This is a genomic window from Paraburkholderia sediminicola (assembly GCF_046030555.1).
Classification (GTDB): domain Bacteria; phylum Pseudomonadota; class Gammaproteobacteria; order Burkholderiales; family Burkholderiaceae; genus Paraburkholderia; species Paraburkholderia sediminicola_E.
Genome location: NZ_JAQQCH010000006.1, coordinates 1 through 18,711 on the forward strand (window position 1 = coordinate 1; position 18,711 = coordinate 18,711).

Here is an 18,711-nt window from a genome sequence, read left to right on the forward strand (position 1 = left end):
GCTCACTCCCTCCCGATCCGCAACGCGTTCGCGTAACCCGTCAGCTCCAGATAAGCGCGTCCGACGTCCACACCGTCGCGGCTCACCCGCACCGCGCCTTCCCAATACACCGCGCCGGTCGATTGACGGGAATCGAGTTCCTGGTCGTCCATCAGCGGATCGAGGCGCCACATCAGCGTACCGGTTTTGACCGTCATCGCCACAGGATACGACGTGTTCGTGCGTGGCGAGCGCCATGTGCGAACCGGAGTGAAGTCAACCTCATCGTGACCAAACGTCTTCACCTGACCATCGCGATTTCTCAGTGCCGCGTGCGCCCATACCATGTGTCCATCGCGACTGCGGACCTTGAAGGCCATCAAGGCCGAACCATCCGTCAGGTTAGCGCCGAGCCAATCCCATCCGACCGCGCCGGTATCGAGCAGCGTGCTTGACCATTCATGATCGAGCCACGCCGCGCCGGTAACGGCGGTTTCACCTGTCGATTTACCGCCCGCCGCAACCGGTCGAACTACGCTGCCGGTCACGCGCAACTGTGGCTCGCTGTAGTAATAGCTCGCCTGTTCGGGCCGCGGACCTTTGCGCGAGTAGCCGTGTTCGCCCTGGACCAAAGGTGTTTGAGTTGGCGTCAGCGCGAGATGCAGCGCGAATCCGTTCGCGTCGACTATAACGTCATAGTGACCGTCGGCCGCACGGATGATTTTCCACGCGTCGAGTTTGACGTCGGTATTGGCCGCCTTCGCATACGCGAGCCCGAAGCCTTGGCGGGCAATGCGCTGATCGTGCGTGAGATGACCGATTGCGGGATCGCTTAACGCGGCATGGGCAATGATCAATTGCGACGGTGCGAATGCGCTCGGATCGGCGGAATCGTGACCCGTTGCCGAGCGAAAGAAGGTGATCTGGAAACCGAGTGGATGATTGTCCGGCGTCGTGAGCCAGCCCGTTGCGTACCACCACTCGGTGCGAAAAGCCGGGTGTGCGCCGGTGTCCTGCGGAAGGACGATCGGATGATCTGGCGTGACTGCCGCGAACTCGGGTGTGGTCGCGAACGCAGGCGCGATGGCTAGAACGCCCATACAAAGCAATGCAGCGAGAGCTTTGGCATTTAGCCGCAGTGCACTCACAACGCGAGGCAACGCCGTGGGTGATGTGCACGACAAGGCGGCCGTTAGCCAGAGGCGATTCGTGCGATAAAACCGAGCGACTCGACCAATACACTCCGGTCGACAATTTTGCCCAACGCCAACGCCAACGCCAACGCCAACGCCAACGCCAACGCCAACGCCAACGCCAACGCCAACGCCAACGCCCTGGCGCGTTACCGCCTGAGCCATTTCACGCGGCAGAACGTCCATCACCAATCCTCCTTCACCGCGTGCACCGCATCCACCGACACCGCGCCGCGTCCCGCAATTACCGCCGTCGAACACGACGAGGCCAGCATCACCAACGCCACCGTGCCGAGCACTGTCCATGGAACGTGTAGCGACATGCTCCAATGAAACGACTGCGGATTGACGACGAACACAAGGATCAGACTGATTGCGAATCCGAGAACGAAACCCATCGCGATGCCGCAAGCGGTGAGCATCCCGCCCTCGAGAGCGAGAATCGTGAGAACCTGCGAGCGGGTCACGCCCACGTGCCGCAGCATGCCGAACTCACGGGCTCGCGCGAGTGTTTGCGCAGAGAACGTCGCGGCGACGCCGAACAGACCAATTACGATTGCGACACCCTCGAGCAGATAAGTGACGGCAAAACTCCGATCGAAGATAACCAGCGTATGCGCGCGAATTTCGCCCGGCAACGAGAGATCTAGCGACGCTCCGTAGGGCAGCGTACGCAGTCCGGCAATCACGCGGTCGACGCTCGTACCAGGCTGAACGGTGATAGCGACATCCGTCGCACTAGTGTCGTCAGTCAAACGCCGGAAATCCGGGAGCCGTATCTGGATCGCACCTGTCTGACGCACGTAATCACGCCATATGCCGGCCACAACGAACACGTGCCCGCGCTCGCCGAGCGGCAACTGCACGCGTTGACCAAGCTTATATCCATACAGATCGACCATTGCTTCGGATACCCAAACAGGCGTCTCACCCTCCTGCAACGAGGAAGGAGGCAGCACCGCTCCGGTCATTTGCAGATTCGCACCAGGATCGGCGGCATCGATTTCACGCGCGAGCACGGCGACATCCGGCCGTGCAGGATCGAGCGTGAGATGCGAGGTGCGCGCAAACGCAGCGGTCTTGATGCCGGGCATGGCACGCAGCAGCGCCTGTTCGTCGGGCCGCAAGCCGCCGGTGTCACCGTTCGGTGCGACGCGAACGTACAGGTCGGCCGAGAGCAGGTGGCCCAACCAGTCTTCAACGGAAACGCGGAAGCTGGCCACCATGATCGCCATCGCGACGATCAGCGCGAAGCTCGACAGCACGCCGCCCATCGCGATCGAGGCATGGCCCGGGGCATTCGCGAGACGTGCCAAGGCCAATGTGCTCGCCGCGCCGGCGCGACGCCGCGCGCCGAGCGCACGGCTCGCTGCACCAAAGATCAACGCGGTCACGCGCGGCATCAACGCAATCCCGCCGACCAGCAACAACGCAACGGCCAGGTAGCCGCCGACAGGCGCATCGAACAACGGCGGCACTTGCGTGAGCAGGGCGGCAATCAGCAGACATGTCAAAGCGGGCCACGGCGTAGCGAGTCGTGCCAGCGCGCCTTCTTCGGCGCCAGCTTTGAGCGCCGCTGCAGGCCGCGCGCGCGCCGCCTCCAATGCAGGAGCAAGACTGCCTAGTACCGACACAGCGACGCCGAGCGTCAGAAATAGCGCGGTCGCCAGCGGTTCGAAACCGACGTGCGGTTGCACGCCCGGAAAGTAGCCGCCGCCCAGATCGCTGCCGAAAAAGCGCAACGCGCCGCTCGCCATCGCATAGCCGAGCGCGAGTCCCGACAGCGAACCGAGCAGGCCGAGCAACGCGCCTTCTATCAGGATCTGCCGCAACAACTGGCCACACGTCAGTCCAAGCACGCGCAGCATGGCGAACTGCGCACGGCGTCGCACGACACCCAGCGCCTGCGTCGAAAACACGAGGAAAGCGCCGGTGAAAAGTGCTACCAGCGCGAGCACATTCATATTGATCCGGTAGGCGCGCGACAGACGATCGGTCCGGCTTTCAGCGTCGCGCGTCTCGGAGATCACCCATTGCGTGCCAAGCCGCGCTTGCAGATCACGCTTGAAGCGTTCGCGATCGATGCCGCGTTCGAGCTCCACGTCGATGCGTGACAGCTTGCCCACCTTGCCGAACTTCCACTGCGCGGCGGCGATATCCATGACCGCGAGCCGCTGACCCGGCCGCGTTCTCACGAGACCGCCGGCCACGCGAAAGTGCACGATTGACGTGCCGCTTCGCAGCGCCACGTCATCGCCGGTTTTCACTTTTAGCCATTGCTGCGCTGCCGGCGAAAGAAACACCGTATCGGCCGCGAGCGTGTCGAACGGCCGTTCCGGCGACGGCACGCCGATCAGATCAGGCGCAATGCGGCTTGCCTTGAAGACGTCGATACCGAGCACGGGCAGTGCGGCGTTCTGATCCGGCACGGTGACATCGAGAGCGAGTACGGGGCTCGCCAGCGCCACACCGGGCTCAGTCGACAAACGCGGATAGATGGACTCGTCGAATAAAGGTTGTGCGCCACGCACCTGCAGATCGGCCTGGCCCGACAGGCTGCGCGCTGCCGCCGAGAATTCATTGAAGGCCGCACTGTTGATCAATTGAACGGCGTAACCCAGCGCGACGCCGAGCGCGATCGTTGCAATCGCAACCAGTGCGCGTCCGCGATGGCTGCGCCACTCCGCGCCCAACAGCCAACGCGCGAGCATGCGATGACCGCGCATGCGCTGCAGTGGGCGTGGGTCAGCGTGCATCATCGGCTGAACGCGCAATGGATCTGGAGCCGGTGTGCGAGTCGGAAGAGGCGTTGCGTCCGGATGACGCGTGCAAGCCGCCCTCGCTCAGAATAAGGATACGGTCCGCCACGGCCGCGGCTGCTTCCGAGTGCGTGACCATGATGGTGGCCGCGCCGGTTGCCTTGCTTTGCGTGCGGAACAAGCTCAACACGTCGTGCGCGGTATCGGGATCGAGGTTGCCGGTGGGTTCGTCGGCGAGAATCAGTTTCGGACGATGCACGAGTGCCCGCGCAATGGCGACACGCTGTAACTCGCCGCCCGACAACTGCCGCGGAAAATCATCGCCTCGACCGCTCAAGCCGACGGCCGCGAGCATATCCAGCGCACCGGCCGTGGGTAGATCGTTCAGCAGCAGCGGCAGAGCGACATTTTGCACGAGCGTCAGATGCGGTAGCACGTGAAACGCCTGGAACACGAAGCCCAGTTTTTGCCGGCGTAAGCGCGTTGCCGCGTTGTCATCCAGACGCGAGACCGCGCTGCCGTCGATGATCACATCGCCGCTATCCGCGCTGTCGAGGCCCGCAATGAGATTCAGCAGCGTCGATTTGCCGACGCCGGAGTCACCCATGATCGCCACGAATTCACCCGGTGCGAGTGTGAAATCGAGGTGCGCCAGCACGATGCGGCCAGCGCCGTAGGTCTTGCTCAGCTCGCGGCATTCGAGCGCGGGAACGACACCTTCATCACGAAGCACCATGCGGAATCCAATAAGTCTGGCCGGTGAGGGCGGCGTCTAACCGTGCAAAAAACTACCGTGCTGCGCACGCGCGTCGGGCCTTGAACCGCCGAAGTATATTCGGGTTTTGTAAGGCTCGCAGGCGCATGCGGCCATCGCCCGATACTCATCTGAAAGCTGACGGGTGAATGGATTGCGTGGGTCTTTGGGGTGCGCGCGGACGTTTCTTTAGAGTGCCGGATCAAAAAAATTTTCTGCGCGCGGCCGCGCTAAATTTTCGCCGACCGCTCGAAACCGGCCTTGATGGCATGTCATGCACCAGCATGATTTATTCCAGTTCAGTCCTTGCGTGGAAGCGTTCGTGCAAGAGTGCTTAAGTCCCGCTCAACGGCTTTCTTCTCCATGCAAAAAGCATGGTAAAAATCCCTTGGCGGCGAATTTGTGCATCTGCACATTTTTCGGCGTTTCGCAAGGGCAGACGTGTCAACAATGCATTGCCAAAGGCGCTGCAGCATTGTTGCGCTGCAAAAGTATTCTTATCTTGGTAATCTCCCACCCTTGGTCATTCGACTGCGGGTAAACGTGAGGCAGGCAGCACTGCTTCGACGTCAATTTCAGCGAAATCCAGCCTACATATCCATTTCAATGCTTTCGTTTTTGAAGGCGTTGATGCGGCGTTTTGTATTTCAAGTCTTCAACAGAACACATGCCATTGCCTCCGCTTCTTAGCCTACTCATCTGGATCCCTATTGTCGCCGGCCTGGTGGTTTTGCGTGCCGGATCGGACGCGGCACGTAGTCGCACGCGATGGCTTGCGCTGATCGGCGCGGTGGCGGGTTTCCTGCCGGTGATTCCGCTCGTGTCGAATTTCCGCAACGACGTGACGTCGATGCAGTTCGTCGAGAACGTCCGCTGGTCGCCTACGTTCGATATTGCATGGCATGTGGGTGTGGATGGGATTTCGCTGTGGCTCGTCGCGCTGACGGCGCTGACCACGATCATCATCGTGGTCGCTTCGTGGGAGTCGATCACCGAGCGCACCGCGCAGTACTTCGGCGCATTCCTGATGCTGTCGGGTTTCATGCAGGGCGTGTTTACGTCGATGGACGGCATGTTGTTCTTCATCTCGTTCGAAGCGACGCTGATTCCGCTGTATCTGCTGATCGGTACGTGGGGAAATTCGAACCGCTCGTATGCCGCGGTGAAGTTCTTCTTCGTCTCGTTCCTCGGCTCGCTGATGATGCTGATGTCGATGCTGTACCTGTACAGCCAGACGCACAGCTTCGATCTCGCGCTGTGGCGTGAAACGCACCTCGGCACGTGGCCGCAGGTCTTGATCTTCCTCGGCTTCCTCGCTGCGTTCGGTGTGAAGGTGCCGATGTGGCCGCTGCATACGTGGCTGCCGGACGTCCACCTCGACGGTCCGACCGGCGCCGCTGTGATGATCGGCATGCTCAAGCTGGGCGGCTATGGTCTGCTGCGCTTCGCGCTGCCGATCGCCCCGCAGGCCAGCCATTTCTTCGCGCCGATGATGATCACGCTGTCGCTGATCGCGGTGATCTATTCCAGCCTGCTGGCGCTCGTGCAGACCGACATGCGCCGCTTGCTCGCGTATTCGACGATCGCGCACATGGGTCTCGTGACGCTCGGCCTGTTCGTCTTCAACCGCATCGGCCAGGCCGGCGCGATCGTGCAGATGCTGTCGTACGGCGTGGTCTCCGGCGCGATGCTGCTGTGCACGGGCATGCTCTACGACCGCACGAAGACGGCTTCGATCGCCGAATACGGCGGCGTTGCCAACACCATGCCGCGCTTCGCCGCGTTCGTGATGCTGTTCTCAATGGCCAATATCGGTCTGCCGGGCACCTCGGGTTTTGTCGGCGAGTTCATGGTGCTGATGGGGGCGATCCGCTTCAATTTCTGGATCGGCGCAATCGCGGCATCCACGTTGGTCCTGAGCGCGGCCTACACGCTGTGGATGTACAAACGCGTGATTTTCGGCGCGATTGCCAATGCACGCGTCGCGAAGCTGCAGGACCTCGGCAAGCGTGAGTTCGTGTTGCTCGGCGCGATGGCTTTGCTGGTGCTGGCCATCGGCATCAATCCGAAGCCTTTCACCGATGCGATCGACCCGTCGGTCGGTACGCTGCTGGCCCAATCGGAACGAAGCGCCCATCCTTCGGACTCCGCACCGGCTGACGGTGGCGAGCACCTGCAGGCAGCGGCGCCCGCTGTCGTCGCGGCACGCACGCCGGGCTGACTGGAACGAAGCGCAGTGCAGGTGCAGCATTCGTCGCATGGATGCTGCCCTTGTTGACGCGGGTTTTTCGAATCGTCACACGTCCATTTTCGAGCATCGAGCGCAGCGAGACCACTCAGGTCGCGCCGCGTTTTAATGCCTGTTTAAAGGGATTTTCGTGATCCGGCGACTCCGCCAACACTTTGCAATAGAGCATTGCAGGCGCACGCGTGCGCACAGCCGTGCGGCAACGTGTCGCACGGTGTTGCGACGCAATAGATTGTTGCTGAATCGGGTGTTTATATCCCATTGACGCCCCCCTATTATGCGATCGCTTACTAAGGGAGAGCGGTCGAATGACGTTCGTTGAAGTCGTAAATGAAGGGCAATGGATATGAAAGGAAAGACTCTGCGAGGGTCGATAAGTTTCCTTTCCGCCGGCCTCGTGTTGTTGCTCTCGGGTTGCAACAACCTTGATGTTTTGAATCCGAAGGGGAGTGTGGGTCTGGCCGAACGTGAGCTGATTGCCACGTCGACTTTGGCCATGCTGATCGTGGTCATTCCGGTTATTGCGCTCACGCTGCTGTTCGCATGGCGCTATCGCGCTTCGAACAAAAGCGCGGAATACCGTCCGGGCTGGGTGCATTCCACGGGCATCGAAATCGCCATCTGGACGATTCCGACGCTGATCATTCTTTTCCTCGCCGTGTTGACCTGGAAGAGCACGCACGAGCTCGATCCGTACAAGCCGCTCGAGTCGCAGGTGAAGCCGATCAACGTCGAAGTCGTCGCACTCGACTGGAAGTGGCTCTTCATCTATCCCGACCTCGGCATTGCATCGGTGAACCAGCTCGCGTTCCCGGTCGGCACGCCGGTGAACTTCGTCATCACGTCCGACACGGTGATGAACTCCTTCTTCATTCCGCAACTCGGCGGCCAGATCTACGCGATGGCGGGCATGCAAACGCGTCTGCATCTGATCGCCGATGAAGCCGGCAACTACGCAGGCACCGCGGCGAATTTCAGCGGCAAGGGTTTCTCGGACATGAAGTTCCGTGCGCTCGCTACGTCGCCTGACGAGTTCAATGCGTGGGTCGCCAAGGTGCGCGGCTCGTCCGACCGTCTCGACATGGACCGCTATCACACGATGTCGGCGCCTACGGAGAAAGAGCCGGTGCGCTACTTCTCGTCGGTCGATCCGAAGCTATTTCACAACATCATTGCCCGATACAACAACGGTAACGTCCTCGACAACATGAAAGACGCTAACTGTGCGCCAAAGGGTAAGGGGTAACGCATGTTCGGAAAACTTACGCTCGATGCGATTCCGTATCACGAACCAATCATCGTGAGCGCGGGCATCTTCATGGCGCTTGTCGGGCTGGCCGTGCTCGGCACGGTCACGTATCTCGGCAAATGGCGCTACCTGTGGACGGAATGGCTGACCTCCGTCGATCACAAGAAGCTCGGCATCATGTACATCATCGTGGCGATGATCATGCTGCTGCGCGGCTTCTCGGACGCGATCATGATGCGTTTGCAACAGGCGCTCGGCTACATGAGCCCGGGCTATCTGCCGCCGCATCACTACGACCAGGTGTTCACGGCGCACGGCGTCATCATGATTTTCTTCATGGCGATGGCGTTCATGATCGGCCTGATGAACCTGATCGTGCCGCTGCAGATCGGCGCACGCGACGTGGCATTCCCGTTCATCAACTCGTTGAGCTTCTGGATGACCGCGGTCAGCGCGATTCTGATCAACGTTTCGCTGGTGATTGGTGAGTTCGCGCAAACGGGCTGGCTGGCTTATCCGCCCTTGTCCGAATTGCAGTTCAGTCCAGGTGTCGGGGTCGACTATTACCTGTGGAGTTTGCAGCTGTCCGGTATCGGTACCTTGCTTACCGGCGTGAACTTCTTCGCGACCATCGTGAAGATGCGCGCCCCGGGCATGACCTGGATGAAGATGCCGGTGTTCACGTGGACCGCGCTCTGCACCAACGTGCTGATCATGGCGTCGTTCCCGATCCTGACTGTGACGCTCGCGTTGCTCGGTCTGGACCGCTACCTGGGCATGCACTTCTTCACGAACGACGGCGGCGGCAACGCCATGCTGTACCTGAACCTGATCTGGGCATGGGGTCACCCTGAGGTGTACATCCTGATCCTGCCGGCGTTCGGTATCTTCTCGGAAGTCGTGGCCACGTTCGCCAAGAAGCCGCTGTTCGGCTACAAGACGATGGTGTGGGCGACCTGCGCGATCATGGTGCTGTCGTTCCTCGTCTGGCTGCACCACTTCTTCACGATGGGTTCGGGCGCTGACGTCAACGCGTTCTTCGGTATCGCGACGATGGTGATTGCCATTCCGACCGGCGTGAAGGTGTTCAACTGGCTGTTCACGATCTACAAGGGCCGCCTGGAATTCACCACGCCTGTGCTGTGGACGATCGGCTTCATGATCACGTTCACGATCGGTGGTATGACCGGCGTGATGATGGCGATTCCGGGCGCGGACTTCGTGCTGCACAACAGCCTGTTCCTGATCGCTCACTTCCACAACGTGATCATTGGTGGCGTGCTGTTCGGTTATCTGGCCGGCTTTAACTACTGGTTCCCGAAGGCATTTGGTTTCAAGCTGAATGAAAAGCTCGGCAAGGCTGCGTTCTGGTTCTGGCTGGTCGGATTCTATGTCGCGTTCATGCCGCTGTACGTGCTCGGCTTCATGGGCATGACGCGTCGTCTGAACCATTACGACAATCCCGCGTGGCATCCGTGGCTGATCCTCGCTGCGTTCGGCGCAGGGTTGATCGCTATCGGCATTGCTTGCCAGCTGGCGCAACTGTACGTCAGTATCCGCGACCGCAATCTGCCGGAAAACCGCGACGTCACCGGCGATCCGTGGAATGGCCACACGCTGGAATGGGCGATGAGCTCGCCGCCGCCGGTGTACAACTTCGCGCTCATCCCGACGGTGCGCAAGCTGGATGCATTCACCGACATGAAGTCGCGTAAAGCGCCGCAAACCGAGCCGGTTTATCGCGACATTCATATGCCGTCGAATACGCCTGCGGGTCTGCTGGTGGGCTTGTTCTCGCTGGCGCTCGGTTTTGCCGGTGTATGGCACATCTGGTGGCTTGCGATCGTCGGCCTGGTCGGTGCAGTTGGCACGGTCATCGTCTACAGCTTCATGGACAACGGCGGCTATTACATCCCGGCAGACACCGTCGCGCTGATTGAAGAAAAACGCACGGGTGCGGGTGCTCAGGTCGCGTTGGAGGTTGACTGATGTTACAGAAGACTATTGCGGTTCAACCGCATCTCGCGCCGGACCATGTGCCGTCGCAATCGGTATTCGGTTTCTGGTTATACCTGATGACCGACTGCATCATCTTTGCCGCGTTGTTCGCCGTATTCGCGGTGATGGGCCACCAGTTCGCAGGTGGTCCGACCGGTAAGGATCTGTTCGAGATTCCGGGCGTCGCGCTTGAAACGTCCATGCTGTTGCTGAGCAGTATCACGTACGGCTTCGCCATGCTGGGCGCGCATAAGAACAAGAAGGGCGTGCTGCTCTTCTGGCTCGGCGTGACCTTCCTGCTGGGTCTCGCGTTCCTCGTGCTGGAAATGCGCGAGTTTTCGCACCTGATCGCAGAGGGCGCAGGCCCGAGCCGCAGCGCGTTCCTGTCGTCGTTCTTTACGCTGGTCGGCACGCACGGTTTGCACGTGACGTGCGGTCTGATCTGGATGGTGGTGCTCGCGATTCAGGTGATGCGCCATCGCGATCTGACCGAACGCGACATGATTCGCCTGACGTGCCTGAGCCTTTTCTGGCACTTTCTGGACGTCGTGTGGATCGGCGTCTTCACCTTTGTCTATCTTGCGAGCGTGATCTAAATGGACCATAGCCATCACTCACACCTGGCGCACCCGGACGAAGGACACGGGGGTGAAAGTCACGGCAGCATCGGCAGCTATACGATTGGTTTCATTCTCTCTGTCGTGTTGACTGCCGCAGCGTTTGGCCTCGTGCTGAACGGCACGTTGACGGGCGAGAACGCGTTGCTCGCGATCGCGGGCCTCGCGCTCGTGCAGATCGTCGTGCACCTGGTTTTCTTCCTGCACATGAATACGTCGTCGGCGCAACGTTGGAACGTCATGGCGTTCGGCTTTACGGTGCTCACGGCTGTGATTCTGATTGTCGGGTCATTGTGGATCATGCATAACGTCAGCATGCACATGATGTCGCGATAAGCGAAAACGTAGTTGCTTGAAAAAAAAGCCCCGCAAGGTGAAAGTCTTGCGGGGCTTTTACGTTTTCTGACGGTGGGGCTACGCGCGGGGGGTGAGCCTTTGCCGGAATCGCCATGACGCATGGCGGATTCCGTTGCGGGTCCAGCGGAATGCTTTGAGCAATGGCCGCATCCGGTTGCCGCGAACCTGTTCGAGCGGTCGTGCAGCCTGTGGTGCGAGTTGTTCGACTACCGCTTCCGGCGTGGTGAAAAGACGTGTGCGCCAGTCCCAGTAGAGGGGGTAGCGCAGCAGCACGCCCGCACACAACATGTCCAGCGTCAACGTGCGATGGCGCCACGGCAATGGTGCGAGCGCGTCGCGCGTCAGTCCCCAGCCTGCATAGAAAGGCAGCCCGTAGGTGAAGACCGCTTTGCCGCGCAACAACGCGTCGAAGCCTGCGAGCGACGACAAGGTGTGCACCTCGTCCGCCACGTCGACAAGCGACAGCAAGTCCGCTTCCGTGTCGACAATGTCCGCGAGTTGCTGCGCGTCGATCAGTCCATTGCGATTGCCCGACAGAACGTCCGGATGCGGCTTGTACACCACGAATGCATCGGGACGCAGCCTGCGTACTTCGCGCAGTAGTGCGTCGGCGGTACTGATGGCGCGCGTGCCGAGCCGGATCGAAGCGTCGTCGGCGACTTGCCCTGGAACCAGGACGACCCGCTTGCCTGCCGGCGCAGTCCATGCAGGGCGACGCCGACCGAGGTTGTATTTGGTAACGCCGAGTTTCACCACGCGCTCGCGCAGCGCTGCAGCACGCGCCAGTTCGGTTGCGCTGAACTCGGTTTCGTTGAGCAGTACGCTGAGATCGCTCGGCTGGCTCGCGTCGAAGTAGAGGCCGCGGCGGTCGATCACCTGGCTGCGTGGCGCGATCATGTCGGAGCCGAGCCCCGTCGAGTGAAAGAAGCCGTCTTCGATTCTGACGCGCCGAACCTCGGGCGCAAGACCGTCCGCACTGCGCGCGCCCCACAGCACTGCGCATTCGTTTGTCTGCACGGTTTGCGGCTCGCGCGTCCAACGTAGCGTTGCGCCGCCGGCGCTTAGGTACGGCGTCGCAAACGGGCGCTTCCACCACTGAAAGCGGATTCCTGCGGCGTGCTGAACATCGGCGAAACGGTGCTGGACTGCACGCTGCAATTCGATGCTGTCGAGCAGATCATCGAGCGAGCCCAACGTGTGCGTGAACGGATTCAGATAGCGCGCAAAGCGCAGGAAGACCACGTCGAATAATGCTGCAAGTGTGGGACGTGCGCTGCGGTTCGGCAAGTGCAGGTCGTCGTCGGTCAATCCCCAGCCCGCGTAATAGGGCGCACCGAATACGTGCAACGGCACGCCGGCCAGCAGCGCGTGCATGCCCTCTGAGGCGGCTAATGTGTAAACGTGGTCGATATGAGGCAGTGCGGCGCACAGCGATTCGTGATCGGCGAGGCGCCGGGCGCCGGGCGGCATGCCGTCGACTGACGCGGAAAGCCAGCGTCCCGCGCCTTTGTCATCCGATCGGGCGATCCAGAATTCGGCGTGCGGATGGGCAGAGCGCGCGGCTTGCACCATTCGCGTGAAGGTTCCACACGAATTGCGGACCTTAACAGCGCCGAGTCCATAAGAACGTGCGCGCTCGTCGATCAGCATGACGCGGGTTGTGCGTTTGGTTTCGAGTAACGCGGCGGTGCAGAAGGATTGCGATTGGCGCTGTGTCGAGGCATGGCTGTGGGCGAACCGTTGCATCAGCCGCTCGACGTCGGCCTTGACCTCGGACGCGGCATCGTCGCCCCGATCGTGTTCCAGCGTGGCGGTGAGTGCCGAATTGATCGCCGCAACGAGTGCATCGGTGCTGGCATTCGCCACCGGCGCGCTAAACCACGACAACAAAGGTGTACCGGATGCGCCGCGCGACCAGACCGGGCCTGGCCAAGCCGCGGTGACGCGCTTGCCGCCTACGCGGGCGACGCGCAATGCAACGCGGCCGAACAGCCGATCGATCCACAGATGTTCCGAGCGTCCGGCAAGCCAAATTAGCGAGCGGAAGCCGCGGGTTACGGTGCGCAGATTGATTGCCGGGATTTCCAGAGCCGGTTGCCCCGTGCCGCGTTGCTTCATCTAGCGCAGCGTCTCAAGAAAGCTGTCGACATGCTCGAAATGCTCCGCCCAGGTCGGTTCGCGAAAGCGTTCGATGCGAGCCAATTGTGCGTCGCGCGCCGGACTGTTGGCCTGAGCATAGGCTTGGATCCGGGCGAGCCAGCCGGGACCGTCGAGCGGGTCGAGATAGTCCGGAATGTCGTCGGCGATTTCGTGAAAGACGTCCAGGTCGCTGGCGAGCACCGGCACCTTGAGCGCGAGCGCTTCGGCGAGGGGCATGCCGTAGCCTTCGACGAATGACGGGAACAGCAGTGCCTGAGCGTGCTGGAGATAAGCATGAAGCTGCTCGTCGGAGCAGTGCGCTTCTTCTATCACGACGTCTTTCAGGCTTTGGCAGCGCTCCAGCATATCGACGACGTTTTCGCATTCCCAGCCGCGCCGGCCGATCACGACCAACTTTGGTGCAGCTGCGCCGAGTTGTTCCACGAGGCGCCGCCACACGTGCAGGATGAACCAGTGGTTCTTGCGCGGCTCGATGGTGCCGAGCATGACGAAGTAGGGTGTGGGCAGTGGGCGTGGGGCGAGTGGTTGCTGGGTGACGCCAGAGGCCAGACGCGCAACTACGCTCGGCGGGAGCGGCAGATTGGCCTGGTGCGCTTCGGCCGCGAGCGAGTCGAGCGTGGCTTGCGAATTGGCGATCAGGCCGCTCGCGTGCCTGAGTGCGGTATGCATGCGGTGCCGGTGAGTCGCTTCTACGCCCGGGCGACAGTATTCGGCATGAGTCAATGGAATTAAATCGTGGACCATGAATACGGGGCGTATTTCGCGCTTTGTCATTGCCCGGTAATAACGGCCGAATTCCATTCCGTTGTGACTGGTATGCAACAACACACCATTAAGTCTTGTTTCTCGCAAGCGATTAAGGCACGCGCGCACGACTAAAGCGCGGATTGCGTTCCGATTTCGAGTAGAGGAGAGAAGCATTGCAAACGTTCGCTGTGAATCCCGCTCGGTCAAAACCGTGGAGAAGCCGCGTTCGCTCAGGATTGCGCGCGCTTGAGCGCCGTACTTTTGAATATAGGCGAGGCCGACGCGATCTACGCCCGTGGGCAAAAGCCCGTCGTAAAGGCGCGTGAGGAGACGCGTGACGTCCAGGAATAGGGTTGACACTAGGGTGCGTGCTTTTTGGGCTGTCGTTCGGACTTTTTTGGTCCTTCGAGTGTGGCTTTTTTTTTACAACGAGCCATTTTACCCGAGTGCGTGAGAGAATTTGCGTCGACGTTTTGTAACACCGTGGTAAGCCGTTAGTCGGCTACGTTGTGTTGTGGGTTGCTTCCCGGTACCAACAAACAACTCCGGCTTTCAGTGCCGCGTCCAGCGGCGGGCAGGGACGATTTTTCCCGACATGCAACGACACCTTCGCGAGAAGTAGATCTTGGGCGGCGGTGTGCTAACTAGATGGTAAAGAGAACAGGCGGCTCGAGTGTAAGCAGTTTGGCGTGTCTTGCGCCGGCTGTGCTCTGCACTTAAGTGTGAGCTCGCCGATGCATGGGCGGTTTGATTCGGCGCGACGATTGGATGGAGTTTGCGTCTGCGATATGCGCGCCGGATAGCGGTTAATACATAAATATCTGAGAGTGATGGAAACAAGTTACATCGACCCCGTGGTTCCGTCGGCGGCCCCGATTGCAGGGAGCAGTTGCGCGTCGATCAAGCAGCAGCGACCGCTGGTCGTCTGGTTTACCGGCATGTCTGGCGCCGGCAAGTCAACGTTGGCAGGCGCGCTAGATAAAGAATTGCAGGCCCGTGGTCTTCGCACGTACATTCTCGATGGCGACAATCTGCGGCTGGGTTTGAATAATGACCTCGACTTCTCCGATGCCAGTCGCCACGAAAGTATCCGGCGAGCCGCTGAAGTGGCTCGACTGATGGTCGATGCGGGCATCATCGTTATTGCTTCGTTCATTTCCCCGTTCCGGGCGGATCGGGACGCGGCCAGAGCATTGTTCGGCGCCGGGCAGTTCCTCGAGGTGCATGTGGATGCGCCGTTTGAGGTTGTCGAGGCGCGGGACGTCAAGGGCCTCTATAAAAAGGCGCGAGAAGGTTTGCTGCCGAAATTCACCGGAATTGATTCGCCTTATGAGGCGCCGATTAATCCGGAAATACGGTTGAATACGGCTGAGCTTAGTCTGCAAGAGGCGCTGCAGCGGATTCTCCTCGTGGCGGGTTCGTTCGACGCTGATGCCGGCGGGGCGCCCGTGCAGCGACTCGACGCATAACTCACACCCCCGCCGCTTTTTTGCCTGACGTGTCAGTTGCGGTGCGCAGTCCATCGAAAACGAGGCGGCGTCGCGTCGCTTAATGCAGTGCGGACGCGCGGAATGCGGGAAGCCATTGCTTATCGGGCGCGCCTCCAGGCAGCCGCGTAACGTGGCTTTCACTGAGGCTGCGATGTGAGCACGTACCAGAACTTTATGTAAGGAATGGTATTGGCTCGTTAAATGGTCGGTAATAAATTGACATGCACACAAGCTGATTAGATGGTCTTCATCGCAATGCTGGCTATGCAAACGTTTGCCGTTAGCAAGGATATTTCTTTAAATCCTGATTTTTCCGCGATGCTCGCATGTCAAGTTGCTTGCCTGGTTGGGGCTTGAGCTTCCCCAGTCCCTGTTTGATGTGCAATCACGTAGCTTGCGGCTGAAGTGAGGCGCAGATCAGTGCGCTTGCGATGAGATTTTTAGCGCCTGAAGTGTGGATTTTTTTTCACACCGTGCTATTTCACCCAACAGCATGAGACAATTCGCGCGAACTTAAATTCCTTACTAAATCCTGCAATAAATGTCGCGTCTGTCTCCTGGTGTTATTTTTACCGCGGTTGTCTTTGGCGCGCTTTCGTTTAGCGGTTGCTCAAGTATCCCCACGTCTGGGCCTAGCAGCTCACAGATAAGCCGCGCTGCAGCCCCTGCCAATCCGGCGGGCATCCAGATCGTCGACGTAACGGATGATGTCGCGCGCAAGCTGTTCGCCGAGCGTACCGTTGGCGACTTTTCCGCGACTTTGGGCAATAGCACTACGTTCCAGCAGCAGCTTGGCGTGGGCGACACAATCGAAGTGTCGATTTGGGAGGCGCCACCTGCCACGCTGTTTGGCGCCGCGCAATTGGACTCGAAGGCCGGCACCAGCAATGCGCGCGTGACTGTGCTGCCCGATCAGACGATCGACGGCAGCGGCAAAATCAACGTGCCTTTTGCGGGTGAATTAAAAGCGGTGGGGCGCACGCCGACTGAATTGCAGCGTGAGATTGCTGCCCGTCTTAAGAATATTGCCCACGATCCGCAGGTTCTGGTGAAGCTCTCGCGTAACGCGACCTCGTATGTCACGATTGTTGGTGATGTGGCCAGTAGCAACCGGATGCCGTTGACCGCGCGCGGCGAGCGGCTTCTTGATGCACTGGCTGTAGCTGGCGGTGTAAAGCAGCCCGTCGACAAGATCACGATTCAGGTGACGCGTGGTGACACGGTGGCTTCGCTGCCGCTCGAAACGGTCATTCGCGATCCGCATCAGAACGTGCCGCTGCATGCTGGTGATGTTGTGACAGCGCTGTTCCAGCCGTTCAGCTTTACGTCGCTTGGCGCGACCGGCAAGAATCAGGAAATCAATTTCGAAGCGCAGGGGATCACGCTTGCACAGGCTTTGGCTCGTTCAGGTGGTCTGGAAGATTCCCGCTCGGATGCGCAGGGCGTGTTCATTTTCCGTCTTGAAGATGCGAAGGCATTGCCTTGGCCGAATACGCCTGTGCGTACGACCGCCGACGGTAAGGTGCCGGTTGTTTATCGCGTGAACCTGCGTGACCCGAACTCGTTCTTCGTCGCGCAGAGCTTCATGATGGATAACAAGGATCTGCTGTATGTGTCGAATGCGCCGATCGCCGAAGTGCAGAAGTTCTTGAATGTGGTGTTCTCGGTGGCGTATCCGGTGATTACTGGGGTTCAGACGTTTAAGTAATTGTCTCGGTTCAGCGATAAAAGTCCAGATTTAATAACGCAAATCCTATTCCCAGTCTTTCGCTTTAGGGCTGAGATCCGGAGTTTGCTAATGATCGGATCACTATCCGATAGAAGACGCGGCAGCACCGTGAGGGCATAACGGTCTCTGCGAGTTCTTGGTTCGCAGGTGCGGAGCGAAAATTCGGCCGGGTATGTACATCTCCCGGCCGCAATTACGCTGTCTCGACAGGGGGCGGCGGCCTTTGCAATCATTAAGCTATACAAACAGCGGGTTAAGCAACGGAAAGTTGCATGTTCCAAGATCGTAGCTACTAATGCACGGTCAGTTCTATCTTGTTTGAATTGAGGCACAAATAATGAGCGTTGCAATAATTACGGGTATTACGGGGCAGGACGGAGCGTATCTTGCCGAGCTTTTGCTCGGTAAAGGGTATACGGTATATGGAACCTATCGTCGAACAAGCTCTGTCAACTTTTGGCGCATGGAAGAGGTTGGCGTAGCGAAGCACCCGAACCTGCACCTTGTTGAATACGATCTTACGGACATGGGGTCGAGCGTACGCCTTCTGCAAAGTACTAAGGCTACTGAGGTATATAACCTCGCTGCGCAGAGCTTTGTCGGCGTGTCGTTCGACCAGCCGGGCACGACTGCGCAAATCACGGGAATTGGGGCATTGAATCTCCTTGAAGCGATTCGTATCGTCAACCCCGAGATCCGCTTCTATCAGGCGAGCACTTCGGAGATGTTCGGCAAGGTTCAAGCGGTCCCGCAGATTGAAAGCACGCCTTTCTATCCCCGTAGTCCGTATGGTGTGGCGAAGCTCTACGCACACTGGATGACAGTGAACTACCGCGAGAGCTATAACATCTTTGCCAGCAGCGGGATTCTCTTCAACCACGAGTCACCGCTACGCGGGCGAGAGTTTGTCACGCGCAAGATCACTGACAGCATCGCGAAGATTCGCATTGGCAACCTCGACACGCTCGAACTCGGCAACCTTGATGCCAAGCGCGACTGGGGTTATGCGAAAGAGTACGTCGAGGGAATGTGGCGAATGCTCCAGTCGCATAAGGCGGATACCTACGTGCTCGCCACCAACCGCACAGAAACAGTCCGCGATTTCGTCACGATGGCAGGAAGAGCGGCAGGATTCGAAATCCAGTGGGAAGGCAAGGACGAGAAAGAAATCGGTATCGACGTCGCGTCTGGCAAGACGATCGTGAAGATCAACCCTAAGTTCTACCGGCCTGCAGAAGTCGAACTGCTAATCGGCGATCCGCACAAGGCGCGAACGGAACTTGGTTGGGAGCCGCGCACTACGCTCGAGCAGCTTTGCCAGATGATGGTTGAAGCAGACATTCGTCGAAACGAAATTGGTTTCTCGTTTTGACCCAATACCGGTAATCCTAATTACTGGTATTGACGGCTTCACAGCGCGTCATCTCCCTT

Annotated in this window: 13 protein-coding genes; 8 read left to right on the forward strand and 5 right to left on the reverse strand. The window is 59.5% G+C overall.

All coding sequences use genetic code 11. The features are described from left to right. Positions 1 to 2 precede the first annotated feature (2 nt). From PQQ52_RS10955 to PQQ52_RS10965, 3 genes are all read right to left on the reverse strand, one after another. Positions 3 to 1,079, reverse strand: a complete 1,077-nt coding sequence (locus tag PQQ52_RS10955; RefSeq protein ID WP_408210345.1) for a lipocalin-like domain-containing protein — start codon at positions 1,077 to 1,079, stop codon at positions 3 to 5. A gap of 278 nt (positions 1,080 to 1,357) precedes the next feature. Further along, positions 1,358 to 3,931 carry an FtsX-like permease family protein gene (locus PQQ52_RS10960; RefSeq protein ID WP_408210347.1) on the reverse strand — a complete coding sequence of 858 codons (2,574 nt, stop codon included), beginning with the start codon at positions 3,929 to 3,931 and terminating at the stop codon, positions 1,358 to 1,360. Next, positions 3,918 to 4,667, reverse strand: a complete 750-nt coding sequence (locus PQQ52_RS10965; protein ID WP_408210350.1) for an ABC transporter ATP-binding protein — start codon at positions 4,665 to 4,667, stop codon at positions 3,918 to 3,920. Before PQQ52_RS10965 ends, PQQ52_RS10960 begins: the two co-directional genes overlap by 14 nt. Before the next feature lie 685 nt (positions 4,668 to 5,352). Between PQQ52_RS10965 and PQQ52_RS10970 the strand changes: the two genes are divergently transcribed. The 5 genes from PQQ52_RS10970 (at position 5,353) to cyoD (ending at position 11,133) form a co-directional block, all read left to right on the forward strand. Beyond that, positions 5,353 to 6,906, forward strand: coding sequence for an NADH-quinone oxidoreductase subunit M (locus PQQ52_RS10970; protein ID WP_408210353.1), 1,554 nt, complete (start codon positions 5,353 to 5,355; stop codon positions 6,904 to 6,906). 373 nt (positions 6,907 to 7,279) lie between these two features. Beyond that, positions 7,280 to 8,179, forward strand: coding sequence for a ubiquinol oxidase subunit II (cyoA, locus tag PQQ52_RS10975; protein ID WP_408210355.1), 900 nt, complete (start codon positions 7,280 to 7,282; stop codon positions 8,177 to 8,179). A gap of 3 nt (positions 8,180 to 8,182) precedes the next feature. After that, positions 8,183 to 10,171, forward strand: a complete 1,989-nt coding sequence (gene cyoB, locus PQQ52_RS10980) for a cytochrome o ubiquinol oxidase subunit I (protein ID WP_408210358.1) — start codon at positions 8,183 to 8,185, stop codon at positions 10,169 to 10,171. Then, positions 10,171 to 10,776 (forward strand): cytochrome o ubiquinol oxidase subunit III, encoded by a 606-nt coding sequence (gene cyoC / locus PQQ52_RS10985; RefSeq protein ID WP_408210359.1) that lies wholly within the window; start codon positions 10,171 to 10,173, stop codon positions 10,774 to 10,776. Before cyoB ends, cyoC begins: the two co-directional genes overlap by 1 nt. Beyond that, a complete protein-coding gene (gene cyoD, locus PQQ52_RS10990) occupies positions 10,777 to 11,133 on the forward strand; it encodes a cytochrome o ubiquinol oxidase subunit IV (RefSeq protein WP_408210362.1) in 357 nt (118 codons plus the stop codon). It begins immediately after the preceding gene. 78 nt (positions 11,134 to 11,211) lie between these two features. On the opposite strand, the gene PQQ52_RS10995 is transcribed toward cyoD, so the two are convergent. Further along, positions 11,212 to 13,272, reverse strand: coding sequence for a capsule polysaccharide biogenesis protein (locus tag PQQ52_RS10995; protein ID WP_408210365.1), 2,061 nt, complete (start codon positions 13,270 to 13,272; stop codon positions 11,212 to 11,214). Further along, on the reverse strand, positions 13,273 to 14,421 hold the full coding sequence (locus PQQ52_RS11000; protein WP_408210368.1) for a glycosyltransferase family 4 protein: 1,149 nt from the start codon (positions 14,419 to 14,421) through the stop codon (positions 13,273 to 13,275). 470 nt (positions 14,422 to 14,891) lie between these two features. Here PQQ52_RS11000 and cysC point away from each other — a divergent pair, with 470 nt between their 5' ends. The 3 genes from cysC (at position 14,892) to gmd (ending at position 18,652) form a co-directional block, all read left to right on the forward strand. After that, entirely contained in the window at positions 14,892 to 15,530 is a 639-nt protein-coding gene (gene cysC, locus PQQ52_RS11005; RefSeq protein ID WP_408210371.1) for an adenylyl-sulfate kinase, read from the forward strand. 562 nt (positions 15,531 to 16,092) lie between these two features. Beyond that, entirely contained in the window at positions 16,093 to 17,259 is a 1,167-nt protein-coding gene (locus PQQ52_RS11010) for a polysaccharide biosynthesis/export family protein (RefSeq protein ID WP_408210374.1), read from the forward strand. A gap of 358 nt (positions 17,260 to 17,617) precedes the next feature. After that, the gene (gene gmd / locus PQQ52_RS11015) at positions 17,618 to 18,652 is read left to right on the forward strand and encodes a GDP-mannose 4,6-dehydratase (protein ID WP_408210377.1); all 1,035 of its coding nucleotides are present in this window, start codon (positions 17,618 to 17,620) and stop codon (positions 18,650 to 18,652) included. The last annotated feature ends 59 nt before the right edge of the window (positions 18,653 to 18,711 follow it).